This window comes from Allofrancisella frigidaquae (genome assembly GCF_012222825.1).
In the GTDB taxonomy this organism is placed as follows: domain Bacteria; phylum Pseudomonadota; class Gammaproteobacteria; order Francisellales; family Francisellaceae; genus Francisella; species Francisella frigidaquae.
In genome coordinates, this window is record NZ_CP038017.1 from 320,102 (window position 1) to 344,490 (window position 24,389).

The window sequence follows — 24,389 nt, forward strand, 5'->3', positions numbered from 1 at the left end:
TTGTAATGAGTCAATTTGATGAAAATAATAAGCAAATAGATGTGATGGGAATTAGGAAGATTTTGCCACATAGGTATCCTTTTGCTCTTTTAGATAAAATTGTTGACTGGAATATTGAAGAAAGAAGTATAATAGCTCAAAAAAACGTTACAATTAATGAAGATTTTTTTAATGGACATTTTCCTGAATTCCCAGTAATGCCAGGAGTTTTAATCGTTGAAGCGATGGCTCAAGCTACAGCTATATTAGGTGAGCTAATGGCTGAGACACTATTTGCACATGTAGTTGCTAAAGCTGGTGGTGGTAGAAGAACTTTTATGCTTGCAGGTATAGATAAGGTTAGAGTAAAAAGACCAGTTGTCCCTGGTGATGTACTGATTATTGAATCACGAATGGTTAAACAAAAGAATATTATATGTACAGCTGAGTCTGTGGCAAAAGTTGATGGACAAATTGTTTGTTCAGCAGAATTAATGGCAGCTTATAAGGATTATTAATAGTGATACATAGCCTAGCGGTAGTTCACGAAAGTGCTAAGATAGCAGATAGTGCTATAATTGGTCCATTTTGTGTTGTTGGTGAAAATGTAGTTATTGGTGAAGGCACTGAGCTTAAAAGCCATGTTACTATAGGTGATAATGCAGTTATTGGTAAAAATAATCGTATTTTTCAGTATGCATCTATTGGAGATGATCCTATTGATTATACTTATAAAAAAGGAGATTTTTCTCAAGTTGTTATAGGTGATAATAATGTTATTAGAGAATGTGCGACAATACATGGTGGTACATTAAAGGAATCTGGAGTAACTTCGATTGGCAATAATAATCTAATTATGTGTTATGTGCATATTGGTCATGACTGTAAGATAGGGAATAACATTAACTTAGTAAATGGTGTTGGTCTAGCTGGACACGTTCATATCGAGGATTATGCTATTTTGAGCTCTAATACCGGGGTCCACCAGTTCTGTACTGTAGGTAAGCATGCATTTATCGCTCATGCTGCGTTGATAGGAAAAGACGTTCCACCATATCTGATGGTGACAGCGGTTACTGCTGGCGCATCTCCTTGTGGTATAAATTCTGAAGGTCTTAAAAGACGAGGTTTTACAGCAGAGCAGATAAAAAAAATAAAAGATGTTTACAAAATACTTTATCGTCGTGGCTTAATGATAAATGAAGCTTTTGAAATTATAAAAAATATGGCTACAGAAGATCCTGTTTTAGAGCCTTTTGTTGAGCTAATGAGTACTTCTAGAAGAGGTATATTAAGATAATGCGAATAGGTATAGTAGCCGGTGAATTATCAGGGGATCAGTTAGGTGGTACTTTAGTTGCAAAGCTTAAAGAAAAGTATCCTGATGCTGTTATAGAGGGTATAGGCGGTCCTAAGATGGAGGCTTCTGGTTTTAAAAGTCTTTATCCTATGGATGCTCTTTCTTTGATAGGTTTTTTGGAGATAATTTCAAAAGGTTGGCAGATCTTAAATATACGTAGAAAGGTTATTAATCATTTTAAACAAACTAAGCCGGATATTTTTATAGGGATAGATGCTCCAGACTTTAATCTTACTGTTGAAAGAAAACTTAGAGCAGCTGGTATAAAAACTATACATTATGTTAGCCCTAAAATATGGGTATGGCGGGAATATAGAATTAAAAAAATCAGGAAAGCTACAGATAAAATATTGGCAATATTGCCTTTTGAAGTTGATTATTATAAAAAAAGACATAACTTTGAAGCTATTTTTGTTGGGCATCCTTTGGCAAAAAATATCTCAATAAATATAGATAGAGCTAACTATAGAAAAGAGTTGGGTTTAGGAGATATAAGTTTACCAATATTGTCAGTTTTACCTGGCAGTAGGAGTAATGAGGTATCTAGACTTTTGCCTTTATTTCTTGAAGCTTTACAGAAACTAGTTGACTCTGGATATAGGTTTCAAGCTGTGATGCCTTTAGCAAAACCATCTTTACAGTCAATTTTTGACCAGTATGATGAGCAAATACAAAAGCTAAACATAAAAGTGTTCAATGCTAAATCCCATGATATTTTAAAAGCATCTGATTATAGTTTACTAGCTTCTGGTACAGCTACTCTAGAAGCTATGTTATGTAAATTACCAATGGTGGTTGGATACAAGGTCTCAGCATTATCTGCTTTTTTAGGAAGATTGTTGATAGGTAATCATAGCTTCTGGGCTTTTCCTAATATTTTACATAAAAGTGAAATAATAAAAGAGTTAATACAAGAAGATTGTACAGTAGATAATTTATATCAAGAATTAAGAAGACTATTTGATGATAAGCAAAGAAATGACTATATAACGCGGGAGTTTACAAGTATTCATGAAAACATGATAGTAGATACTGATCAAAAAATAGTTGGTATATTAGACTCTATAATTGTTCAAAAATCTTAATTTTTATAGCCTTTATATATATAATATTAGTTTAATAAAAGATAGTAGTGTGGGTGTTATATGTCGTTGATTTTAATTTTGGTTTTAATTTTAGTTGTATTAATAATTATTGATCTTTTTCGTAAAAGTTTGCGTTTAAAACAAAAACTGACACTAGAGAATATGGAGAGAACAAGTAGTGAATTTTTAACAAGCCAACTAAAAAATGATTTTTCTGAAGATGTTGTAGAAATACAGCTTGAGTACCCTTTATTAAGAGAAGGATATCTTTTGCTGTATTTTGAAAGCATAGAACCTATTGAAATAAAAAATTTAGCTATGCAGTTGAAACACTATGATCTTAGGTACACTGAGGAGAAAGTTTTTCAAAAGATTAATTATAAAGACGTCATATTTAGCATATTGCCAGATAATGATAAGCAAGAATTTGAAAGAATTAATAATGGTAGTATAAATGGCATAATAGCTGTTATGAATTTTAAGAAGCTTTCAGCTTTAGGATATGACGTAAAAACATGTTATGAATTATTGATGGATATTTTAGAAACTCTAAATAAATCTTATCACGGCACTTTAATGAATGAGCATAGGGTTAGATTAACAAAGAAAGATAAGCAAAAATTTCTCGAAGCTATTTAAGCAAATATTACTTTTATACCTAGTAGGCTATGTCATAAACTTATATGGGCTATTAAAAATTCCTAAGTCTTATTAAAAACCCCTTATATAAATCATATACTTAACTGATATCATTTGGTTCTAGCATAAGAGAGTTCTTAGTATTAAGTTTTTAATTATTACAATCAATAAGCTTGTTTAATTTTTACATCTTAATTTTCTTAAGTTGTTTAAGTGTATAAAAAAGGAGATATTATAATGAATGAAATATTAGCCCAACAAATAGTCACCTTAATAAGGCAATCTGTCCCTTACTCAAGTAATCTTCCTATTTTTCAGCAGAGTAAAAAGCTTCGTGGATTATTAAAATTATCATTAGCCGCTCCAACTAGCAATGATGAAGAAATTTCTTGTGAAAGGATTGCTTTATCATCTTTAATCGGGAAAATTGGAGATTGTACAGAGCAATCTAAGATCTGTTATGTTACTTTAAAGTTTTTAAATACAAAAATAGAGTCATTAAGAGGGTATACTGTATGTATAGTAAGATTAAATATAAATACTCACCATTTTGTAATTCTTTATAAAACTTCTGATAGAGAGAGAATTAATAGTTATATAAACCAAAAACTTACTCCTACTTTTGAAAACTTTCTTACTTATGTAAGAACGTCTAACCTTGATGTTTGGCTACTAGATACATACCTTAATTTAGGAACAAAAATCAAGTTTAATACATACGCTGAAATATATAAAGTACGTAAAGCTCTTCATCAACAAGATGATATGATAGTAGAAGAATTTCGTCAAAAAATGTATATGGGTTTAACATACGACTGTATTGAAGAGCTAGGAAGTGATGTAGTTGCAGACACTAAGTATAAAAATTTTTATAATAAGCTTTTTGGTAAGTTATGTAACAAAATCTATTGTGCTTCTTCGTCAGAAAAAAAGGGGCCTTTTAATTACAGTGAATTTAATTATAGTGAATATTATAATACAACATTTTATGAAAATGAGAATAGGATGGCAACTCAAGCTATGTATGAGGAGATTAACTGTAAATCGACTTTTCTTGATTTGTCAAATATGATACCAGCTTCTCTTATAATTGATTTTTTAAAAAAATTGAAAAGTAAAACGAGTACTTGGTCGAATCTTACTTCTAATTTTTCGAAAAAAGACTATTTTAATAGTCTTTTGGAATCGTTGAATGAAATTAGTTCCGATTATTTACCATTTGCTATAGCTCATTCGATTCTGGCATATGTAATTGCTATATGTTTAGTTAAAAGAAGTAGAAATACTGAGAGATTTAATTTTCAGGTAGGTGAAGAAACCAAAACTGGCAACGGAGCTTTAGAGCTCCTTCAAAAACCAAAATTTGCTGCTTTAAGGAAGCTTATTGTTAAGAATAAGAATTATATGAGTTATAATGATTTAAGAAATTTTGTTATCTTTAATATTGAAGGTGCTGACATCAAAGAAGATAGAACATTAAATGTTAATGAATTTCTTAGCGATTATAATCAGAATACGCCCTCATATAAAGCGCCTAATTGGTTTAAGCAGGAGTAGTCTAAAATCATATAATATTTTTTATAAAACTATGAAAAATTTTTTTGTCAGTTTGAGTTATTTTAATTAAAGTTTTGATATTTAAATATATGTTAGGTGATAATGGTGGGCCCAGTAGGACTCGAACCTACGACCTACGGATTATGAGTCCGGCGCTCTAACCAACTGAGCTATAGGCCCAAACATAGCCACAATTATATTTTAAAGCTTATTGTTAGTCAATATGTATTTGTTATTTTTTTCGGTTAAATTGTTCTAAAGAGCTATTTGTATATTTTTGCAGAAGAGCCAACTATCAAAGGATCTGGAGGTATAGCTACTTCTAATGATTTGTTATCATAATCTATAGTGTTAAGAACATATCTAATAGCGTTTAAACGAGCCCTTTTTTTGTCATCTGATTTTACTATGACCCATGGTGCATATGGTTTGTCAGTATACATAAACATTCTTTCCTTAGCTTCTGTATAGTCATCCCATTTATCTAAAGATGCTTTATCAATTGGACTAAGTTTCCATTGCTTTAGAGGATGCGCTTCTCTAGCAATAAATCTATTTTTCTGCTCCTGTTGACTAACTGAGAACCAAAATTTAATAATAATAGTGCCACTATCAACTAACATTTTTTCAAGCATAGGAACTTGTTCTAAAAAAGAGAAGTACTCTTTTTCTGTACAAAACCCCATAACTCTTTCTACGCCAGCACGGTTGTACCATGATCTATCAAATAGAATTATCTCACCTCCGGATGGCAGATATTTGATGTATCTTTGGAAATACCATTGGTTTCGCTCTTTCTCTGTAGGTTTTTCAAGAGCTACAACTTTAGCGCCGCGTGGGTTTAGATGTTCCATAACTCTTTTGATGGTTCCACCTTTGCCTGCAGCATCCCTGCCCTCGAAAATAATTAAAACTTTTTTGTTATTTTCTTTTACCCACCTTTGTAATTTTAGTAACTCTATTTGTAAATGGTATTTTTGCTTTTCGTAAATTTTACGAGGTATTTTATGCTTATATGGAAAAATATTCTCCAGAAAAAGCTTCTGACGTTCTGTTTGACTTAAAACTTCCATATTGAAATCTTTCTAATAAACAACCGTTTGAATATCTTAGCATAAACCGTTTATTTTTAGTAAAGCTAGTTAACCTTTGGGGTTTTAAAGTTTAACTTAAGACTAAAAACTATATAAAAAATGCTAAAAATAATTATTATAGTAATTAGTAAACTTGGTGTCTTTATTGGGTACATTAGTACAGCAATAAAGGTTGCTATAGAGGCAAGCATAGTAAATAAAAACGTAAATGTTTTGACCGCTTTGCTTTCACTAATATACTCTGTTCTTGATAAATAAATATATTTTATAGGTACAAAAGAGAAAATTGCTAGAATTAATATAGTTATTTCATTAAGCCACTGTGGTGACTGAAAACACAGCATATATATAACTATGACATTCCAATAACTAGGAAATCCGACAAAGAAGCAATCTTTAGTTTTAGCATTGGGTTGGCAAAATTGGTATGATGAAGAGATGGTTATGAGGACTATAGCAACTAGTAACCACTCATGACTTACAATGTTTGAAACATATATCCAAACACATGGCACTATAGAGTAAGTACTAAAGTCAATTATGTTGTCTAAAAGTCCGCCATCTAAAGGAGCAAGTTTTTTTATATCAACAAGGCGCGCAAAGCTTCCATCAACAGAATCAATGAATACGGAAGCTATTATACTGAATAAAGATAGTCTCATATTATAATAATATAAATCTGTATCTCCTAAAACATTTGCTTTCGCCGCTTCTATTGAGAATATAATTGCAAATATTCCAAACACAGCACCTAGTGAAGTAAAAAGGTGTACTAACCAAGCGTATATTTTTTGTAAATTTTGCATCGATTTAAATTTGGCTCTGATAAATTTTTGAAATTTTAACAGAAATGACTAATAGTTTCTATCTATAACTAGGTTTATAAGTTTTTCTATATTGTGACAATTTATATCTTTAGCTTTAAGCTGGCTTATTAGAGAAGCCAGCAAAGTCTTTTTTTCATCTAAATAGTTTATAGCTTCTTCTAAGCCTAATAACGAAACATAGGTTGATTTATTAGCATCTATATCTTTTGCAGGAGTTTTTCCTAATTCTTTAGTGGTTTTTGTGACATCAAGAATGTCATCTTTGATTTGAAAACATAGTCCTATAAGTAAAGATAAATCGTTAAGTATGAATTCTGTAGAGTCATCTGTATTCGTTGAGAGATAATATGGCAATAAAATGCTAGCGCTAAACATTTTTGCTGTTTTATGGATATGGACGCATTCTAACTGATCTAGGGTTAGGAGTTTATTTTCACCTTCTATATCGAGCTGTTGACCAGCTACCATGCCACCTAAGCCACAAAATTGTGCTAACTGGGAATTTATTTTTTTTAAGGTAAGTAAATCTTTAACATTAACTGTTTGAATTATTTGGAAAGCTAAAGCTTGTAAAGCGTCTCCAGCTAAAATTGCAGTGGCTTCATTAAACTTAATGTGGCATGTTGGTTTACCTCTACGAATCGTATCATTATCCATAGCAGGTAGGTCATCATGGATTAGAGAGTATGTATGTATAGCTTCGACGGCAAAAGCTAATTTATGACAGTCTTGAATATTGACATTTAAAGCTTCTCCAATTGCATAAACAAATTGAGCACGTATTCTTTTGCCTCCAGCTAAGAAGCTATATTTTATTGCTTCAAGCAGAGTTTTAGAACTGCATTTAAGAGTTGTAAACGTTTCTAGAATAAATTTATTAAAATCTTCTAGTTTATCTTTTTCTTTCATAAAAATTTGGTTATTAGATTGTATTGCTTTTCTAAAACATTACTATGAGCTTTAAAAGTGTAGTATGAATTTTTTGACATAGTATTTAAAATTTGGGTATTATCAAAAAGTTCAATTACTTTATTAGCAAGTTCGTCAGGACTATTAATAATAATCAGAGCATCGTTTTTAATCAAATCTTTTGATATCTGGCTAAAGTTAAAAAGACTACTACCACTAATAATAGGCTTCGCTAAGGCTGCTGGTTCAAGTAGATTATGTCCACCTGTGTTGTTTAAGCTACCTCCAACAAATGTAATATCAGAAACATGATAAAGGTGTATAAGTTCCCCCATGGTATCTCCAAGGTAAACTTGGGTTTGTTTTTGTATGGAGTCTTTTGATACGCTTCTTTTTTGAAATGAAAATTTGTGTTTAGCTATAAGTTTTTCAACTTTTGAAAATCTTTCTTTATGTCTTGGAACTATTATAAGTAAACATTCTGGTTTTAGTTTTAAAATTTCTAAATGGGCTTTAAGTATGATCTCTTCTTCACCTTGATGAGTGCTACCTGCAACCCAAACTGCGCGATTAGCTATACTTTCCTTTAAACCCATCATGTCTTTTTGTAGACTCTCTGGGGTTATTAGATTATATTTGAGATTACCAGTTATCGTAAGTTTTTCTTTAGGGACACCCAGAGAGATAAAGCGTTTTGCGTCTTTTTCAGTTTGGGCATTAATATGAGAGAGCTTACTAAATAAAAATTCTTTGCCAAATGGGATTTTTGTGTAGTTACGCATAGACTTTTTAGACAGTCTGGCGTTTGTTATAACTACAGGGATATTCTCATCAAAACACTTTTGTAGGATGTTTGGCCATATTTCTGTTTCGATGATTATGAAAAATTTTGGGTTAAGTTTCGCAAAGAAGCTATTTATAAAAGGCTGTACATCATATGGTATATACATATGGTATACATTATCGCAATTACCATATAATTGTTTTACTACATCACTACCAGTAGGGGTAGTAGTTGTAATGACAAATTTTTCGTTAGGATATTCTAGAATTAGTTTTCTTACTAGAGGTTCTGCAGATAATGTCTCGCCAACTGAAACAGAATGTATCCAAATGCAATTATTCAGTCGAGTTTTTGTTACAGCAAATCTTTCAGCCCAACGTTGCCTATAATGGATATTTTTGAAACTTCGTTTTAGTTTTTTGACATATAGAATAGGAATATAGACTATAAATAAGCTAGAATATACATAAGCTAAAAATCTGTATGTAATTTTTTTTAAGTAGTCCAACTTAATCTTACCGGCGTAATAATTTATTTACTCTTTTAAGGATTATAGCATATATTTTTTTTCAATGAGGTTAGAAATTATTAAGTGTTATTATCATCTTTAAAATTATTTAGGAGATTATTCAAAGCTTTTGCTCTATGGCTACAGAGGTTTTTTTCTTGTATAGTTATTTGAGCTAGAGTTTTGTTTAATTGGGGTAGTAAAAAAACAGGGTCGTAGCCAAATCCATAATTTCCTATAGGTTGATTAATAATCTTACCATGTAATGTGCCTAATGCGATAGCTGGAGTAGGGTCATTCTCATGTTTTAAATAGGCAATAGTACATACAAATCTTGCATCAGTGTTATTTGATTTTTTTAATCTTTCTAGTAATTTTTCAATATTTGCTAAATCATTACCATGCTGTCCTGCATATCTAGCAGAATATATCCCAGGTTCACCGTTAAGCGTGAAAACCTCTAAACCAGAATCATCAGCGATCGCTGGGAGCCCGGTATGCTTACAGCAATTGCGAGCTTTAAGTATAGCGTTTTCAATAAAGCTTAATCCTGTTTCTTCAATCTCTGGTACGTTAAACTCAGATTGCGGTAATACATTTATGTTTAATTTTGAAAAACTCTCTTTGAACTCTTTTATTTTTCCTTTATTGTTTGACGCAAGTACTATTTCTTTCATATTTTTTATAAAAATAACTTATATGCATAAGTGATATATTAGCAATATTTATATGAAATGTTATCATTTTATTTAATGCAAAATGTTTGAGGAATTAATTTATGAATACTAAGATATGTTTTCTTGGTGGTGGTAATATGGCTAAAGCGATGATTTCTGGTTTAGTTAAAAGTAATTTTAATCCGACAAACATAACTGTTATTGACAGAAATCTTGATAAGCTTAAGATTTTATCTAATAAATATGGGGTAGAAGTATCAAAGCCATTAAGTGATGCTATAGCTGAAAGTGATATTATTGTTTTAGCTATTAAGCCACAGCAAATGGGTGAGCTTATTAAAAGTATTAAGGAGTATGTAAGTGGTACTCAGCTAATAATTAGCGTTGCTGCAGGTATTCAGATAGGTGTTTATACTAAACTGTTTGGTAAAGAGGTTGCTTTGGCAAGAGTAATACCGAATACACCAAGTAGCTTAGGTTATGGCGCTACAGGTATATACTTTAATGAAAACGTAGACTCTAAGCAAAGAAATATAGTGATGGATGTAATGTCAGCTATGGGTATAATAGTTGTAGTAGACAATGAAGATAAGATAGATGTTGTAGCAGCATGTGCTAGTTCTGCTCCAGCTTATTATTTGCAATTTATGGAGCATATGGTTAAAGCTGCTGTTAAAAATGGTTTGGCGGAAGACCAGGCAAGTATACTAGTTATACAAAGCTGTTTAGGGGCGGCACAGATGGCATTAAATAGTGGTGATAGTATAGAAACATTGAGAAAAAATGTAACATCTAAGAAAGGTATTACAGCAGAGGCTTTAAAGGTTTTTGAAGATTTTGGCTTGGAGGTGATAGTAGATAAGGCGATTAAAGCTAACATAAGAAGGTCGCAAGAATTAACAAAAGAGTTTGGTGAAGCTTTATGAAAAAGTATTTTGTTGTTTTGAAGGCTTAAATTTAATTGTGAATATATTTTGGAATAGAGGGTTTCGAATAATATTAATTTATAGTAACATGATGTAAAGATGGTAATTTAAAATGAATGTTTACTTTATGTATCTTGTAATGTATACTTTCACGGAAAAATATGCCAATTTGAGTTTATTAAGTTTTAAATAGGAGTAGAGGGAGATTCATGAGATTATTATTAGCAGAAGATGATTTAAACTTGGGGGAAGGCTTGCTGGAAGCTTTGCAGAAAGAAGGTTTTAATGTGAACTTGGTTTCTGATGGAGAGGCTGCTCAGACTTTTATAGAATCTGGTTTATACGATATAACTATCCTGGATATTGGTTTACCAATTAAAACTGGTCTAGAAGTTTTAAAAAGCGTAAGAAGTAGAGGTATTAAAACGCCTATACTTTTACTTACAGCTAGAGATGGTTTAGAAGATAGAGTTAAAGGCTTAGATTTTGGGGCTGATGATTATATGACTAAACCTTTTGAACTTAAAGAGTTAGTTGCTAGAGTTAAAGCTATCTCCCGTAGGATAGATGTTAGATCTGGTAAAAGTGTTAACGAAGAAATCATGTTTGGTGATTATAGTTTTAACCCTAGTTCTGAGACAGTTACAAAGGATGGTGTAATTATTCCAGTTTCTAAAAAAGAATTAGCATTGTTATCTATATTGGTTCAAAACGCTGGTCGAGTTGTTCCAAAAACACAACTTTTAGAAGAAGTTTACTCAACTGATAAAGAGATGGATACTAACACTTTAGAAGTGCATATGCACAACCTGAGAAAGAAAATTAATATCTCTAATTTTATTCAAACAATAAGAGGCGTTGGTTATTTTGTACAAAAGGACAAAGTAATTAAATAACTTTTATGGAATATTTCTTAAGTCTAGGGTTTACTTTTTGGTTACTATTTTTGACTTTTGCAAGCGGTATTATTTATTTAATAGATTATCTTTTTTTTCAAAAAAATAGATTAGCTTCATATAGAGAGCAACTTAAAGCTCTTAATAAAAAGCAAAAACGCCAATTTTATAAAGATCATGGTTTAAAAGCTCCTTTTATAGCAGATCAAGCTAGATCTTTATTTAGCGTGTTTTTTGTGGTTTTTATATTAAGAACATTTTTGGTGGGAAATTTTTTAATTCCTACAGCATCCATGACTCCTACGTTACCAGTAGGAGACTTTATCTTTGTAGATAAGACAGCATATGGTATTAGAGCACCATTTACTAATAAAATACTGGTCAATACAGGTTACCCTAAAAGAGGCGATATCGTGGTTTTTCACTTTCCAGTTAACCCTAATGTGGATTATGTAAAACGAGTTGTGGGCTTGCCTGGGGATATTATATCTTATAAAAATAAGACTTTAACCATAAATGGTAAACAGCTTGACTATACTGATTGTGATAGAAGTGTTATGAATTATAATAATAAATCGTTGTCAGATAATAGTGGGGATATTGTTTGTCTGGAGCATCTAGGAGATGTTACTCATGAAATAGATTGGATAAAATCAGTTAAATCTCAAGACTTTGAAAGTTTGAAAGTTCCAGAAGGTCATTATTTTGTTATGGGCGATAATAGAGATAATAGTCAGGACAGTCGGTATTGGGGATTTGTTCCAGAACAAGATTTAGTTGGTAAAGCTAAACTTGTTTGGATGAGTTGGGATAAGGTTGATAAAAAAATCCGTTGGAATGAAATTGGAAAGGTTTTTTAGGTAGATGATTCCAGATTACTCCAGACTTTACCGAATACTAGGCTATACTTTTAAAGATCATACAATTTTAACTAGAGCATTAACACATAGAAGTAAAGCCAAAAAAAATTACGAGCGTTTAGAATTCTTAGGTGATTCAATATTAGGTTTTATTATAGCAGAGTCGTTGTATCAGAAATTTCCCAAATTCACTGAAGGTGAGCTTTCCCAAATTCGCTCAAAACTTGTTAAAGGCGTTACATTATCAAAATTAGCTCTAGATTATAAAATAGATGAGTTTGTGATATTGGGAGGTAGTGAGACAGGTTCACAAAAACGAGAGAAAATCTTAGAGGATGTTTTTGAAGCTGTAATCGGTGCGATTTATTTAGATAGTGATTTTGCTAATGTCAAAAAAGTTATACTTGGTTGGTACGCTGACATTTTTTCTAGATTAGATGTAGATATTGTGAAGGTTAAAGATAATAAGTCCAGGCTACAAGAGATATTGCTGCAAAATTCCATGAGCCTTCCAGCATATAACATTATAGCTATTTCCGGTAAAGATCATGAACAAATATTTGAAGTTGCTGCAATTGTAAAAGAATTAGGTTTTGAGACTAAGGCACAAGATACCTCTAGAAAAAAAGCCGAGCAAAAAGCAGCCAAAGAAATGATAAGGTTGCTAGAAAGTCAGGGTTTACATGAAAAAAAATAAGCTAAATTTAAATGGTATAATAGTAATAAATAAAGCTAAAGGTATTAGCTCAAATAAAATTCTACAGCAATTAAAATATTTATATAACGCTAAAAAGGCTGGCCACACTGGCACATTAGACCCTATGGCAACAGGTGTTTTGCCAATATGTTTTGGTAGAGCAACCAAGATAGCTCAATATTTACTTGATGCTGACAAAGAGTATATAGCAACAATTAAACTTGGTATACAAACCACTACCGGTGATGCAGAAGGTGAGATAGTTACAATTTTGGATGTTCCTAAACTATCAAATACACTTATAGAAAACATATTAGATAAATTTCGAGGCCAAAGTGATCAGACCCCACCAATATATTCAGCTTTAAAATATAATGGGCAACCACTCTATAAGCTGGCGAGAGAGGGTAAACAAGTTGAAATAAGACCACGAAAAATAACCATATATCAACTTAAGTTGCTAAGTAGTAAAGATGATACACTAGAGATTAAGGTTAGATGTTCTAAAGGAACATATATCCGTAGTTTAGCTATGGATATAGGTACGGAACTTGGTTGTGGAGGTCATTTAATAGCATTACAACGGACTCAAAGTGGTCCATTTTCTCTAGATAAAGCATACGAAATTGAGGGTTTGAAAGATTTAAGTTTTGAAGAAAAACTTGATACTATAGAACACATAGAAAGTGTATTTAAAGATAAACCAATATACACTTTAGATGTAAATCAAAAGCATGATTTATACAATAAAGGTATCCTAACAACTCAAGCAGATATCAATGGAGTTTTTAGAATATATGATGAGAATAAATTTATTGCAGTAGCTGAATTTGATAAAGGTAATTTAGTTAGCAAAAAATTTTTTGAGCAGGAAAAATTAATAAGTGAGTAAGTACAGTATAAATAATGATCCTAATAGGGATCTAGAAGCACAAAAGTATGAAAACCCCATTGCGAGTCGCCAGATGATATTGTGCTATATCAAGGACATGCAGCTGCCAGTAAGCGTAGAAAATATTGCTTTAGCTTTAGAAATTAACAAAAAATCTTCATTTGAAGGGTTGGTTAATAGACTAGGAGCTATGGTTAGAGACGGTCAATTAGTTAAAGATAAATCATATTATAGCCTTCCGGAAATAAAAAATGTTTATGTAACTTCAAAAGTTTCGGTTGATAGAGATGGTAGATTAGAAATATTTAGCCATACATTAAATACTAAAGTTAGTATTCTTTCCTCCCAAGCAAAAATGTTAATGGTAGGTGATGAAGTTACAGCTAGGGTATTAGGAATAAATAAAAAAGGTAAAATTGAAGCAGAGATAAAATCAGTAGTTTCAAGAGCCCAAAAAACCATAACAGGTTATTATTATAAAATTTTTGATGGGCACTTTCTCAAGCCAATAAATAAGAATATAACTAGTGATATAGTCTTATTACCTCCTAGACAAAAGATCGATCAGGATTCACTAATAGAAGCTGAAATAATAGTTCAACCAAGTATTAATAGTGTTGCAGTTGCTAAGTTCAAGCAAGAAGTTGAAGCGATATCTCCAGTTAAACAAGCTATGATGCTAGCTACTAAAAAGTTTGATTTAATAGAGCAATGGAGTAAAAAAACTCTTGAATACTTAGATACTCTTTCAGATGATATAATAACTAAAGAAAGAGTAGATCTGCGAAAGCTTAATTTTGTTACTATTGATGGCGAAGATGCAAAAGATTTTGATGATGCCGTGTTTGCTAGTAGAACTAAAGCTGAGGGTTGGAAATTATATGTTGCAATAGCAGATGTTTCAAGTTATGTTCAGAAAGATTCTGCTTTAGATTTAGATGCTAAACGCCGTTCAACCTCAGTTTATTTTCCTGGATATGTGATACCTATGCTTCCAGAAAAATTATCAAATGGTTTATGCTCTTTACAGCCAAATGTTGATAGGTATTCTTTAGTTTGTGAGATGAATATAAGTAGCACTGGTAAGTTAACTAGATATAAGTTTTATTCAGCTGTTATAAATTCTAAAGCACGTTTAACTTATACTGAAGTAGCAAAACTATTAGATAAGAAACAAAACTCTATAGTAGAAAATACTCCAGAGTTAGTGCCTGATATATTTGTTTTATATGATTTGTATAAAGTCTTGCATACTGCCAGAGATCAAAGAGGAGCAATAGATTTTGATACTATAGAGACACAAATCATCCTTGATAAGCATAACCATATACAATCAATAATACCAAGGCAACGCAATGATGCGCATAGACTAATAGAAGAGTGCATGTTAGTAGCAAACGTTGCAGCAGCTAAGTTTGTAATAAAGCATAAAAAAACTTCTCCGTTTAGAGTACATAGCGAGCCTAAAGAGGATAAGATGGATGCTTTAAAAAAACATTTATCTCGTCATGGTATCCATCTATCTTATGGTAAAGATGGTAAAGTAACACCAAAAGCCTTAGCACAAATGCTAGAAAGTATTAAAAGTCGTCCTGATTATGAAGATATTCAAATGATGACTTTGCGTAGCATGAATCAAGCTGTTTATAGTATTGATAATGTTGGGCATTTTGGTCTTGCTTATGATGAGTATACTCATTTTACTTCACCTATTCGTAGATACCCTGATTTAGTAGTTCATAGAATTATTAAATCTATTATCAATGAATATAATCATGGTGGTTGTGACTATAAGTCTAGTGAGTTAGCTAATATTTGCGACAACGCATCTTTTCAAGAAAGAAATGCAGATGGAGCCTCCAAACAAGTAGAAGATTGGTTGAAGTGTTACTTTATGCAAGATTATATAGGGCATGTTTTAGAGGCAAAAATCACACATATCAATGGTCTAGGATTGTTTGTTGAGCTTAAAGATATGTTCATAGAAGGCTTGGTTCATGTTTCAACTATTCCTGGTGATTATTATATTTTTGATGAAACTAAAGACATTTTGATTGGTAGAAGAAACCACAAAGTTTTTAAGATAGGTCAAAAAATAACCATAAGAGTAATAAGGGCAGATTTAGAAAGTGTCCATATAGATTTTGAATTATATTCTCCAGAGCAATCAGCAAAAGATTTTGACAGCTCTAAAAAATATAGTACTAAGAAGAAAGTTAAAAAGAGAAAGCCAAAGCGTGATAAAAGAAAAAATAAAACTAAACAATCTTAATGACCAACAAATTCGTTAAGTTTTTGGTTGTTTGAACCCCCATACGATTCTTAATTTTTTCAGTATAGTTAAGATAATGTAAGTTATGTCAATCTGCCAAAACTTCAGGTTATTTCTAACTGAATAAGCAAATTTATGATGATTGTTATGCCAACCCTCTCCAAAAGTGAGAATTGCAATAAACCAGTTATTTCTACTATTATCTGTTGTTAGATGATCTTTGGACCCAAAGATATGGCAAATTGAATTTACACTGAAAGTTGTGTGATATAGTAAAACAGTGCTTAATATCCCCCCAAAAAAGACAAAGTTTAGACCAGAAGTTCCTAGATTTGGGTATTTATAAGCTACAAAACTACCAATAACGAATAGCCCAACAAGATATAAAAAAAATGATAAATGAGAAAATTTATCCAACCAAACTAGTTCCGGATATTTAAACCAGTCTTTTGTGTATTTTAACTCTACAGAATTGTTATTAGGGTTAAAAATCCAGCTTATATGCGACTGAAAAAAACCATTTTCAGGTGAATGAAGATCAGTAGTTTTATCAGAGTGAATATGATGGTATCTATGGTGCCCAGACCACCATAGCGGCCCTTTTTGAGAAGCCCATGTTCCCACTAGGGCTAATATAAATTGAAAAAACCTCGATGTTTGGAAAGATCTATGTGCAAAATAACGGTGGTACCCAGCCGTTAAAGCAAAAGTTCTCATGCTAAACGTAATAGTAAATACTAACAAAGCTGTTAAGTTAAAGTTTACAAAAAATACACCTAAACAGCTAAGATGTAATCCAGCAAAAGCTATTTTAGTAATATTGTTTGACTTACTTTTCATATTTTGCTCCATGAATTTAAATTAATTTTTTAGCTATTTTGAAATACAACCTATATGGAAACTTTGCGATAAATTTTAAGATTAAGGTGAATTTTTTAGTAAAATGAATTTCAAAATTATTCGATAATAACCCTTTGAGAATTTCTTTGGCAGCTTTTTCTGGGGTTAACAAAGCGGGCATTTTAAAATTATTTTTGTCTGTTAGTTTTGTTTTTACAAAGCTTGGATTTATAAGTCTAATGTCCAAATCTTGATTTTCAGCTTTTAAACTTTCAACTAGATTGATAACTCCAGCTTTAGTGGCAGCATAGGGCTGAGATTTTGGCAACCCTATATAACCAGCCACACTAGCAGTTATCGCTAATTGACAGTGTGGGTTTTTCTTTATATATGGCAAAATAAATCTTATAAGATAAAAAACAGCAGTTAAATTGGTTTGTATAGTTTTATCAAGATTAGATAACGATATATCAGTTATTAGAGAGGGTTCGTAAAAAGCTGGTAAATATATTATAAAGTCAGGTTTGTATTGTATAGCTTTGGCTGCTTGTTTCTCAAATTCTGAGTAGTCAGTAACATTAAAAGCTAATGATATAGATTCATTTTTTAGATTCATACCAATGGTTTCTAATTTTTTTTGTGAGCGTGAAGATATTATAAAGTTTGCGTTTACTGAGCTATCTAATCTCTCTAAAATAGCTTTACCGATGCCGTCAGTAGCACCAATTATCCATATGGTTTTATTTTCAAATTTTTGCATCCTTTATTTTCCAGTTTCTTGTTTATGCATAAACAAAGTTAGCGAGCCAACATTTAAGCCAAATTTTTTAAATGAGTTTTTATTTATTAGGACGTCATCATTCATTAAATACATCCAATCATCAAAATTTATCGTGTATTTTTTATCTCCAACAGGGATGCGCATCTGGTATTGCCAATTCATAGCATTACCTTCTACATAAATCTTTGCTATGCCAATTACATCATCAGTTGTACCTTCGTAATAGTTGTCTGATATTTTTTTGATTCTCCATATACGGTGGTCTTTTTGTCCATCGTAATATGTCATATGCTCATCAAATGTACCAGTATCGTTATCCCAACTAGCATCACCGGAAAAGTCAAATTTTTTAATAACTTTGCCTTTATAATCTTGAATAATTCCATTGCCGACTATTCTACCTTGTAGGTACTTTTTTAGATCTAACTTAGGAGTTTCCTCCTTATAATCAGAAATATTGATAGAACATCCAAATAATCCAAAAACCATAATAATTGCTCCTATTTTAAGTATTAGTCCTTTCATATGCCTCTCAGTTGTTTTGATAATTTGATATTAGAGGATTTATCACTTAACCATATTTCGAAGAAATATTTTGATAAACCTTTATTTTGTATAGTTCCTAGTAACCTTGTATCAGAATAAATGTTTGCATAACCATCTTTATCCATATACCCGTAGAGGTCTGTATTTTTAGCTACGTTTGGTATTATCATTTTAAAAGTATCCAGATAGTTTTGGTAGTTATCTTTGACTTCATTTGGGTGTTGTTTTGATATTTCTTTTAATGTTTGAGTGACTATGCTTTTACTTTGGAGATCTATTAAATAATGTATTTTTAGTAAGAAAGTTAGATCCCAATTAAATTTACCGGTATTTGTAAAAAGTTCAGCATCATAAATATCAAAAAACCATTTTTTAAAATGAACCTTGCCAACCAGGTTAGAATTTTGAGCTTTTATAGTTGATAACTCAAGTTCTTGAGCGCTTATGAGTATAGGTAAACAAATAAAGAATATTCCGAATAGTCTTTTAAGCATGTACTATTTCCAGCTGAGCAACATTTATACGACCATGAGTAAAAGCAGCGCTACAAGAATTTAGATAAAAACGCCACATCCTTTGAAATCGTTTATCAAAACCAAGTTCTAAAAGCTCTTGACCAGTATTTGCAAAATTATTATCCCAAATATCTAAAGTTTTAGCGTAATCTTTACCGAAAAACTCTTTATTAACACATTTCAACCCAACTTTTTTAAGTTCAACTTCTATTTGTTGTATTGAGGGTAGAAAACCACCTGGAAATATAAAAGTTCTAATCATATCAGTACCTTTAGCGTAGCTGTTAAAAAGCTTGTCATCAATAACTATGCTTTGAATAATGATTTTACCATTTCGTTTGACTAAGGATTTAAGTTTTGAAAAGTAAGTATTCCAATACTTCTTACCAACAGCCTCTATCATCTCTATAGAAACAACATAGTCATATTGCCCTTCTTGTATTCGATAATCTTCTATAGTTATATCAACGTTTTTCCCTACTAAACGCTGTTTGGCAAATTCGTACTGCTCAGTTGAAAGGGTAATACCCTTAAGATAGTAATTACTGTGGTTAATTGCGGTTTCTGCAAAACCACCCCAGCCACAACCAATCTCAATAATAGAACCTTGAGGCTTGTTAAATTTACTAATGATATTAGAGTATTTATTGATCTGAGCTTGCTCAAGGGTTTCATTCTGGTTTTTAAACATAGCTGATGAGTAAGTCATAGTTTTATCTAGCCAGAGGTTATAAAATTGGTTTCCTAAATCATAATGCTTTTGGATGTTTTTTCTACTTTGCTTTAAAGTATTTCTTTTAGTCAGATAGCCTATTTTATGCAGAAACTTAAAGATGACGTTTGGCTTCATGTATTGACCAAAGGCTTGCTCATTTTCTAGACCAAAAAGTATTAAAGCTTTTAGGTTAGATGTTTCCCAATATCCATCTCGATAGTCTGCCGCAAATCCTATATCAGCTTTAAATTTGAGATTAATGGCTGTACGCCAATCTTTTAATTTTAAGTCCGCTATTTGTCCATTTTTTTGGCCTTTTGTATATATTACTTCACCTTCTGGTGTAGTTAAGCAAATTTCACCAAATTCTATATTATCTAAGGCTTTTAGGATATTTTTCCTGATAGTCTTTTCAAACATTTGATCTGCCAAGTTAGTCTATAGTTAAGATAAATATTAGCAGATAAATGTTGAGGTAATATTGCCAAAAAATTAAATTTTGTTAATGTATTTTGCTTCAGTTATTTTATTATTGATTTGTACTGGTTTAGAAACGTACTTGATTTGTTTTAAAAGGATTTTTAGAGCTTGATAGTGTATTAGAAAAATGACTTTAAATGTTAATAATGGAGATCTTAGAAACTCTTTAAATAGGTTGCTACTTGAAAAAGTTTTAGTAACCGCAGTTATCTGCGTACTAAGTTGAAGCTTATCATTATTATAGTAATTTATAGTAATTTGGTTTTTTGAATTGTTTTTTAAGTTAATAAAAAAGTTAAATCTATAGAAACCTTCTCTTTGATAAAAAGGTGAAACATGAAATTCTTTTTGGGCTTCAAACCAAGAATCTTTAGTTATTTGCATACCATTTTTATGACAAATATAGCTATGGGTTTGACCAAAAGTATTGTTAACTTCAGCTACTACGGCTATAAGCTTTTCATTGTTATAACAAAGCCAGAAACTGACTGGATTAAATAAATATCCAAGGACCCGAGGCATAGTTAATAATCTAGTATCATCATAATTAAGCTTATATTTTTGGAGTAGGTTGGCTATCCAATCTAAACTATCTTTCTTGTTCCTATAGCCGTGATCTTTGTCATAAAAACTATATAGATTGAACTTGTTGATGCTAAATATCTTTAACTTGTTTTTATCTATATCGAGCATATCTAACACTACATAGTAAGCATTGTAACAAAAAGAATTCTGTTTCGGGTGATGCCTTTTATGAAATATTTTAGAGCTTAAAACAAAATTTTTTACCATGGAGTTTTTACTCCTAATTTTTCTGCTACCTTTACAGCACTAAATATACCATCTTCATGAAAACCATACCTAAGATATGCGCCACAATAATAAGAGCTGTTTAAACCTTGAATAATATCGAAATTTTGTTGAGCCCTGATTGCTGCTTTATCAAATACAGGATGTTCAAAGATATGCTCGTTAATTATTTTAGATTCTTCTGGTTTTTCATCTGGATTAATAGTTACAAAGTAATTTTTAGTTGTTTTTAAAGGTTGTAAATTATTCATCCAGTAACTTAAGGATACAACTTTACGATTATCTTTAGTTTCTTTGTTTAGATAATTCCAGCTTGACCAAGCTTTAGATCTTTTGGGCATTAGCTTCTCATCTGTATGTAAGATAGCAGTGTTTGGCTGATACTTTATTGCTGTGAGTAGTTTTTTCTCATTTATACAAGGATCATCTAATATTTCAAGAATTTCATTGGGATGGCAAGCAAATATAACTTTATCGAATTCATTTATAATATTTCTTTCATCTGTAATAAATACTTTAGTTTTACGTAAAACTTTAATTGCACTGGGAGCAAACTTAACATTTGCATTTTCTAGTTTCTTGACAATTTTCTCTACATATACTTTACTACCACCTGGGACTGTATACCATTGGATAGGTTTGTTTGTAGTAAGTAGTCCATGATTATTAAAAAATCTAATAAAACTAAGAGCAGGAAACTTATACATTTGATTTATTGGAGTGCTCCAAATACAAGCTCCCATGGCTAATAAATAATAATCTTTGAAATATTTACTGACTTTTAGATTACTGAGGTATTCTTCTAAAGTTATGCTTTCATCAAGGGTATTATTTTTAAGATGCTTTCTTGATATTTTATTAAACTTTAAGATATCAAAAACCATTTTGTAAAAGTAAGGGTTTAAGATATTCGATATTTGACAAAATAAGCTTTTGAGGTTACTGGAGCCATACTCAAATCGGCCTTCTTTTATAGATACTCCAAAAGACATATTACTCTTAGCTACAGGTACGTCTAAGTGAGTAAAAAGCCTGGTTAAGTGATAATATGTGTGGTAATTAAAAACTATAAATCCAGTATCTATGGAAATGCCTTTTTCGATATTAAGTGTACGAGCATGACCTCCAAAATAGTTGTTTTTCTCATAAATAGTTAAATCGTATTTATCTTTTAGAAGATAGCTAATTGCTAATCCTGATATGCCACTGCCTATTATAGCTATTTTTTCCATAATTTATCAATATAGATCAATATATATACCTAAAATAATTCTTTTAGCATTAAAAGCCTAGTTAAAAAAAATTAATGTAAAGGGATAGTGATAGTAATTAGTAAACCAGTGGGCAAGTTGTTTTTTGCTGTGATATTGCCGTTATGTAGCTCTATAACTTTTTTTACTAAAGCTAACCCAAGTCCATTACCTTGCTGAGTCCGACTTTGTTCTTCACGAAAAAACCGTTCAAATATTTTTTCAAAGTTTTGATTAGCTACTCCTGCTCCAGTGTCACTGATAGTTAGTTTATAGTTTGTTTTTGTTATAGTCCCTAGAATGGTTACAGAAGTGTTTTTATCGGAATATTTGTAACAATTATCTAAGATATTTATAATACTTTGGAAAAATAAGTTTTTATCTAGATTAAGTGGTTTAGCTGTAACATCTGTTTTCACAGTAATATTTTTTTGCTCAAATATTGGCTCATATAATTCTATAGCATCTCTAATCACATTTTTTATATTTAGGTAGTTTTTTATAATTTTTTCATGTCCATGCTCGAGTCTGTTTAAGCGTAATAGGCTATTAAATACTTCTAAAAGCTTATTGCATTCTTCTAAAGCTTTTTCAGTATCTTGGTCAGGGTACTTTTCCTCTAAGATTTCTAGTTTATTTTTCAAACGAGTCAGAGGGGTTTTTAAATCATGAGCTATATTGTTAGACACATTTTTTATATCTGTAAGAAGGTTTTCAATATTTTCGAACAGGATATTTAAAATATTAGCTAAATTGCTTAAATCATCCCAGTTTGCTTTAGATTCTATCCTACAGCTAAAATCTTGTGTATTTATTATAGCTGCAGCGGTTGTTGCTATATGATTTATTTTTCTTACAACAAATATGCTTACAAAGTAGCTAATAATGACAACGCTAGCTGCCGTACTAAGTCCGGTGACTAGAGGTATAACGTGCTGAGAGATTTTATCACCACTAATAGATGAAACTACTACATAAATCCAAGAAATAATACTTAAGCTCAGCAAAATAGTAAAAAGCATAGCCATTTTGAAGCTAGAGCTTATTATATATTTACGTTGAATAGTTTTATTAAGATTGTTCTTGGATGACATATCCAAATCCGCGCATGGTTTTTATGGGGTCAGGAAGGTTATTTTCAGTAAGCTTATTACGTAAACGTGAAATATGTACTTCAACTACATTAGTTTGGGGATCAAACTCATAATCCCAGACTTCTTTCAAAATCATGTTTTTACTAACTACTTCGTTTTTATGCTTTAAAAGTAAATGTAAAATCTTATATTCTCTTTGCTGAAGAGGTATGAGCACGTTATTTCTTCTTACCTCGTGAGCTAGCTCATCTAACACTATGTCACTACAAATTATTTTGTGAGTATTTATTTGAGCAATTAATTTAGTTCTTTTATAGAGTATGTTTACACGGATAATTAACTCTTCAATAGAGAAAGGTTTAGTTAGGTAATCATCACTACCAGATTTGAGCCCTTGTATTTTATTTTCAGTGCTATCTAAAGCACTTAAAATGATAATGGGGGTTACTAATTGTTGTTTGCGAAGAATTTTAAGTAATGATATCCCATCTAAATATGGCATCATCCAGTCGATAACAATAATATCATATTCATTAGTATTAATAAGAAACAAAGCTTCTTTACCATCGTAGGCTAGAGTCGTTTCGATATTATTTTCTTCAAATTTAGTTTTTATAAATTCGGCAATTTGTTTATCATCATCAGCAACTAAAACTTTGGGTTTTATAGTCATTTAAGGGCAGCCGTAAATTTGCTGATATAGTGTTTATATTATAGCAAAAATAATGGAGACTGTTGATTTAATTGCAAAAAGCAAATAAGTTCCAGCAAGCCAGCTTAAAGTTATCTTTCTTGACGGTGAGCCTAATTACTTTTTTGCCTGCTCTATTTAAAAATCCTTTTAACTTCTTAAAGCATAGACTAGAATTAAACTATATAAACTATGGAGTAGGTTATGTTTGAAGAAGATTATTTATCAGAGAAATTGCAAAAATTTACACTAGTAGATTTGGTTTTAGTTAAAATAGTATATCTTTTAGTAGGGTTGCTTGTAGCAACTAGTTATTTTGCACTTAGTGAAGTTAGCTGGGTTTTCTATTTAGTAATGTTTTTAATCGCAGCAATGCCGCTTATATTACATTTATTTTCATTTCAAGGTTCTTATTTAGAAAAAGCAAGACAATATCTAAAAACAAATAAGCCAGCCTATCAGGTATTGTTATTTTTTACCCAATTCTTTTTTGGGTGTATGCTAGTAACTTTAGTGCCAATCTTAAGTTTAGTGCCGTGGTATATTTATCTGCTATTAATAATGGTATTTGCAATAAAGCCAATGCGTTCAAATATGTTTTGGTAATATTCATTAGTTATCTATTATTTTCAATTATTATAAGTAACTAGCCCACTATCAGAAGCTTTAACAATGTGATATTACTTAGATGTTTTTAAATGCTAG

General features: G+C 31.1%; 26 protein-coding genes and 1 tRNA gene. 12 read left to right on the forward strand and 15 right to left on the reverse strand.

Going from position 1 to position 24,389, the window contains the following annotated elements; translation table 11 throughout:
• The first annotated feature begins 5 nt into the window (after positions 1-5).
• The 5 genes from fabZ (at position 6) to E3E15_RS01485 (ending at position 4,620) form a co-directional block, all read left to right on the forward strand.
• The gene (gene fabZ / locus E3E15_RS01465; RefSeq protein ID WP_035721154.1) at positions 6-497 is read left to right on the forward strand and encodes a 3-hydroxyacyl-ACP dehydratase FabZ; all 492 of its coding nucleotides are present in this window, start codon (positions 6-8) and stop codon (positions 495-497) included.
• Between the two features lie 2 nt (positions 498-499).
• Entirely contained in the window at positions 500-1,279 is a 780-nt protein-coding gene (gene lpxA, locus E3E15_RS01470) for an acyl-ACP--UDP-N-acetylglucosamine O-acyltransferase (RefSeq protein ID WP_172106321.1), read from the forward strand.
• Positions 1,279-2,424 carry a lipid-A-disaccharide synthase gene (gene lpxB / locus E3E15_RS01475; protein WP_172106322.1) on the forward strand — a complete coding sequence of 382 codons (1,146 nt, stop codon included), beginning with the start codon at positions 1,279-1,281 and terminating at the stop codon, positions 2,422-2,424. The genes lpxA and lpxB overlap by 1 nt, the downstream gene beginning before the upstream one ends.
• Before the next feature lie 60 nt (positions 2,425-2,484).
• Positions 2,485-3,063 carry a cell division protein ZipA C-terminal FtsZ-binding domain-containing protein gene (locus tag E3E15_RS01480; protein ID WP_172106323.1) on the forward strand — a complete coding sequence of 193 codons (579 nt, stop codon included), beginning with the start codon at positions 2,485-2,487 and terminating at the stop codon, positions 3,061-3,063.
• Between the two features lie 237 nt (positions 3,064-3,300).
• Positions 3,301-4,620, forward strand: coding sequence for a hypothetical protein (locus tag E3E15_RS01485; protein ID WP_172106324.1), 1,320 nt, complete (start codon positions 3,301-3,303; stop codon positions 4,618-4,620).
• Between the two features lie 103 nt (positions 4,621-4,723).
• Here E3E15_RS01485 and E3E15_RS01490 read toward each other — a convergent pair.
• The 6 genes from E3E15_RS01490 to rdgB form a co-directional block, all read right to left on the reverse strand.
• A tRNA-Ile gene (locus E3E15_RS01490) sits at positions 4,724-4,800 on the reverse strand.
• Positions 4,801-4,883: 83 nt separating this feature from the next.
• Complete coding sequence (ppk2, locus tag E3E15_RS01495; protein ID WP_035721169.1) at positions 4,884-5,693, reverse strand: polyphosphate kinase 2; 810 nt, start codon at positions 5,691-5,693, stop codon at positions 4,884-4,886.
• 65 nt (positions 5,694-5,758) lie between these two features.
• Entirely contained in the window at positions 5,759-6,520 is a 762-nt protein-coding gene (locus E3E15_RS01500; protein WP_172106325.1) for a CDP-alcohol phosphatidyltransferase family protein, read from the reverse strand.
• A gap of 48 nt (positions 6,521-6,568) precedes the next feature.
• Positions 6,569-7,450, reverse strand: coding sequence for a polyprenyl synthetase family protein (locus E3E15_RS01505; protein WP_172106326.1), 882 nt, complete (start codon positions 7,448-7,450; stop codon positions 6,569-6,571).
• Positions 7,447-8,742 carry a lipid IV(A) 3-deoxy-D-manno-octulosonic acid transferase gene (waaA, locus tag E3E15_RS01510; RefSeq protein WP_172106327.1) on the reverse strand — a complete coding sequence of 432 codons (1,296 nt, stop codon included), beginning with the start codon at positions 8,740-8,742 and terminating at the stop codon, positions 7,447-7,449. The genes E3E15_RS01505 and waaA overlap by 4 nt, the downstream gene beginning before the upstream one ends.
• Positions 8,743-8,822: 80 nt before the next feature.
• Entirely contained in the window at positions 8,823-9,419 is a 597-nt protein-coding gene (rdgB, locus tag E3E15_RS01515) for an RdgB/HAM1 family non-canonical purine NTP pyrophosphatase (RefSeq protein ID WP_035721182.1), read from the reverse strand.
• A gap of 101 nt (positions 9,420-9,520) precedes the next feature.
• Here rdgB and proC point away from each other — a divergent pair, with 101 nt between their 5' ends.
• The 6 genes from proC to rnr all read left to right on the forward strand — a co-directional run bounded on the left by proC (position 9,521) and on the right by rnr (position 15,962).
• The gene (gene proC, locus E3E15_RS01520; RefSeq protein ID WP_172106328.1) at positions 9,521-10,345 is read left to right on the forward strand and encodes a pyrroline-5-carboxylate reductase; all 825 of its coding nucleotides are present in this window, start codon (positions 9,521-9,523) and stop codon (positions 10,343-10,345) included.
• A gap of 209 nt (positions 10,346-10,554) precedes the next feature.
• Positions 10,555-11,241, forward strand: coding sequence for a response regulator (locus E3E15_RS01525; protein WP_035721187.1), 687 nt, complete (start codon positions 10,555-10,557; stop codon positions 11,239-11,241).
• Positions 11,242-11,246: 5 nt separating this feature from the next.
• A complete protein-coding gene (gene lepB / locus E3E15_RS01530) occupies positions 11,247-12,101 on the forward strand; it encodes a signal peptidase I (RefSeq protein ID WP_035721191.1) in 855 nt (284 codons plus the stop codon).
• 4 nt (positions 12,102-12,105) lie between these two features.
• A complete protein-coding gene (rnc, locus tag E3E15_RS01535; RefSeq protein WP_172106329.1) occupies positions 12,106-12,798 on the forward strand; it encodes a ribonuclease III in 693 nt (230 codons plus the stop codon).
• A complete protein-coding gene (gene truB / locus E3E15_RS01540) occupies positions 12,785-13,690 on the forward strand; it encodes a tRNA pseudouridine(55) synthase TruB (protein WP_172106330.1) in 906 nt (301 codons plus the stop codon). Before rnc ends, truB begins: the two co-directional genes overlap by 14 nt.
• Positions 13,683-15,962 (forward strand): ribonuclease R, encoded by a 2,280-nt coding sequence (gene rnr, locus E3E15_RS01545; RefSeq protein ID WP_172106331.1) that lies wholly within the window; start codon positions 13,683-13,685, stop codon positions 15,960-15,962. The genes truB and rnr overlap by 8 nt, the downstream gene beginning before the upstream one ends.
• A 15-nt stretch (positions 15,963-15,977) precedes the next feature.
• Here the strand turns inward: rnr and E3E15_RS01550 are convergent, their stop codons facing one another.
• From E3E15_RS01550 to bfpR, 9 genes are all read right to left on the reverse strand, one after another.
• Complete coding sequence (locus E3E15_RS01550; RefSeq protein ID WP_172106332.1) at positions 15,978-16,802, reverse strand: acyl-CoA desaturase; 825 nt, start codon at positions 16,800-16,802, stop codon at positions 15,978-15,980.
• 16 nt (positions 16,803-16,818) lie between these two features.
• Positions 16,819-17,562, reverse strand: coding sequence for an SDR family NAD(P)-dependent oxidoreductase (locus E3E15_RS01555; RefSeq protein WP_172106333.1), 744 nt, complete (start codon positions 17,560-17,562; stop codon positions 16,819-16,821).
• A gap of 3 nt (positions 17,563-17,565) precedes the next feature.
• Positions 17,566-18,108, reverse strand: a complete 543-nt coding sequence (locus E3E15_RS01560; RefSeq protein ID WP_172106334.1) for a DUF3833 domain-containing protein — start codon at positions 18,106-18,108, stop codon at positions 17,566-17,568.
• Positions 18,105-18,623, reverse strand: a complete 519-nt coding sequence (locus tag E3E15_RS01565) for a chalcone isomerase family protein (protein WP_172106335.1) — start codon at positions 18,621-18,623, stop codon at positions 18,105-18,107. Before E3E15_RS01565 ends, E3E15_RS01560 begins: the two co-directional genes overlap by 4 nt.
• A complete protein-coding gene (locus E3E15_RS01570) occupies positions 18,616-19,779 on the reverse strand; it encodes an SAM-dependent methyltransferase (protein ID WP_172106336.1) in 1,164 nt (387 codons plus the stop codon). Before E3E15_RS01570 ends, E3E15_RS01565 begins: the two co-directional genes overlap by 8 nt.
• A 72-nt stretch (positions 19,780-19,851) precedes the next feature.
• The gene (locus E3E15_RS01575; protein WP_172106337.1) at positions 19,852-20,631 is read right to left on the reverse strand and encodes a DUF1365 domain-containing protein; all 780 of its coding nucleotides are present in this window, start codon (positions 20,629-20,631) and stop codon (positions 19,852-19,854) included.
• On the reverse strand, positions 20,625-21,881 hold the full coding sequence (locus tag E3E15_RS01580; protein ID WP_172106338.1) for an NAD(P)/FAD-dependent oxidoreductase: 1,257 nt from the start codon (positions 21,879-21,881) through the stop codon (positions 20,625-20,627). The genes E3E15_RS01575 and E3E15_RS01580 overlap by 7 nt, the downstream gene beginning before the upstream one ends.
• Before the next feature lie 71 nt (positions 21,882-21,952).
• Entirely contained in the window at positions 21,953-22,993 is a 1,041-nt protein-coding gene (locus tag E3E15_RS01585; RefSeq protein WP_172106339.1) for a sensor histidine kinase, read from the reverse strand.
• Positions 22,971-23,666 carry a two-component system response regulator BfpR gene (bfpR, locus tag E3E15_RS01590; protein WP_172106340.1) on the reverse strand — a complete coding sequence of 232 codons (696 nt, stop codon included), beginning with the start codon at positions 23,664-23,666 and terminating at the stop codon, positions 22,971-22,973. Before bfpR ends, E3E15_RS01585 begins: the two co-directional genes overlap by 23 nt.
• 222 nt (positions 23,667-23,888) lie before the next feature.
• Between bfpR and E3E15_RS01595 the strand changes: the two genes are divergently transcribed.
• The gene (locus E3E15_RS01595; RefSeq protein ID WP_172106341.1) at positions 23,889-24,290 is read left to right on the forward strand and encodes a hypothetical protein; all 402 of its coding nucleotides are present in this window, start codon (positions 23,889-23,891) and stop codon (positions 24,288-24,290) included.
• The last annotated feature ends 99 nt before the right edge of the window (positions 24,291-24,389 follow it).

What these genes read in the sequence shown, in the direction of transcription:
- fabZ (WP_035721154.1), top strand. Translation starts at nt 6, where the DNA reads ATGAGTCAATTTGATGAAAATAATAAGCAAATAGATGTGATGGGAATT.
- lpxB (WP_172106322.1), top strand. Translation starts at nt 1,279, where the DNA reads ATGCGAATAGGTATAGTAGCCGGTGAATTATCAGGGGATCAGTTAGGT.
- E3E15_RS01480 (WP_172106323.1), top strand. Translation starts at nt 2,485, where the DNA reads ATGTCGTTGATTTTAATTTTGGTTTTAATTTTAGTTGTATTAATAATT.
- E3E15_RS01485 (WP_172106324.1), top strand. Translation starts at nt 3,301, where the DNA reads ATGAATGAAATATTAGCCCAACAAATAGTCACCTTAATAAGGCAATCT.
- ppk2 (WP_035721169.1), bottom strand. Translation starts at nt 5,693, where the DNA reads ATGGAAGTTTTAAGTCAAACAGAACGTCAGAAGCTTTTTCTGGAGAAT.
- E3E15_RS01500 (WP_172106325.1), bottom strand. Translation starts at nt 6,520, where the DNA reads ATGCAAAATTTACAAAAAATATACGCTTGGTTAGTACACCTTTTTACT.
- E3E15_RS01505 (WP_172106326.1), bottom strand. Translation starts at nt 7,450, where the DNA reads ATGAAAGAAAAAGATAAACTAGAAGATTTTAATAAATTTATTCTAGAA.
- rdgB (WP_035721182.1), bottom strand. Translation starts at nt 9,419, where the DNA reads ATGAAAGAAATAGTACTTGCGTCAAACAATAAAGGAAAAATAAAAGAG.
- proC (WP_172106328.1), top strand. Translation starts at nt 9,521, where the DNA reads ATGAATACTAAGATATGTTTTCTTGGTGGTGGTAATATGGCTAAAGCG.
- E3E15_RS01525 (WP_035721187.1), top strand. Translation starts at nt 10,555, where the DNA reads ATGAGATTATTATTAGCAGAAGATGATTTAAACTTGGGGGAAGGCTTG.
- lepB (WP_035721191.1), top strand. Translation starts at nt 11,247, where the DNA reads ATGGAATATTTCTTAAGTCTAGGGTTTACTTTTTGGTTACTATTTTTG.
- rnc (WP_172106329.1), top strand. Translation starts at nt 12,106, where the DNA reads ATGATTCCAGATTACTCCAGACTTTACCGAATACTAGGCTATACTTTT.
- truB (WP_172106330.1), top strand. Translation starts at nt 12,785, where the DNA reads ATGAAAAAAAATAAGCTAAATTTAAATGGTATAATAGTAATAAATAAA.
- E3E15_RS01550 (WP_172106332.1), bottom strand. Translation starts at nt 16,802, where the DNA reads ATGAAAAGTAAGTCAAACAATATTACTAAAATAGCTTTTGCTGGATTA.
- E3E15_RS01555 (WP_172106333.1), bottom strand. Translation starts at nt 17,562, where the DNA reads ATGCAAAAATTTGAAAATAAAACCATATGGATAATTGGTGCTACTGAC.
- E3E15_RS01560 (WP_172106334.1), bottom strand. Translation starts at nt 18,108, where the DNA reads ATGAAAGGACTAATACTTAAAATAGGAGCAATTATTATGGTTTTTGGA.
- E3E15_RS01565 (WP_172106335.1), bottom strand. Translation starts at nt 18,623, where the DNA reads ATGCTTAAAAGACTATTCGGAATATTCTTTATTTGTTTACCTATACTC.
- E3E15_RS01570 (WP_172106336.1), bottom strand. Translation starts at nt 19,779, where the DNA reads ATGTTTGAAAAGACTATCAGGAAAAATATCCTAAAAGCCTTAGATAAT.
- E3E15_RS01575 (WP_172106337.1), bottom strand. Translation starts at nt 20,631, where the DNA reads ATGGTAAAAAATTTTGTTTTAAGCTCTAAAATATTTCATAAAAGGCAT.
- E3E15_RS01580 (WP_172106338.1), bottom strand. Translation starts at nt 21,881, where the DNA reads ATGGAAAAAATAGCTATAATAGGCAGTGGCATATCAGGATTAGCAATT.
- E3E15_RS01585 (WP_172106339.1), bottom strand. Translation starts at nt 22,993, where the DNA reads ATGTCATCCAAGAACAATCTTAATAAAACTATTCAACGTAAATATATA.
- bfpR (WP_172106340.1), bottom strand. Translation starts at nt 23,666, where the DNA reads ATGACTATAAAACCCAAAGTTTTAGTTGCTGATGATGATAAACAAATT.
- E3E15_RS01595 (WP_172106341.1), top strand. Translation starts at nt 23,889, where the DNA reads ATGTTTGAAGAAGATTATTTATCAGAGAAATTGCAAAAATTTACACTA.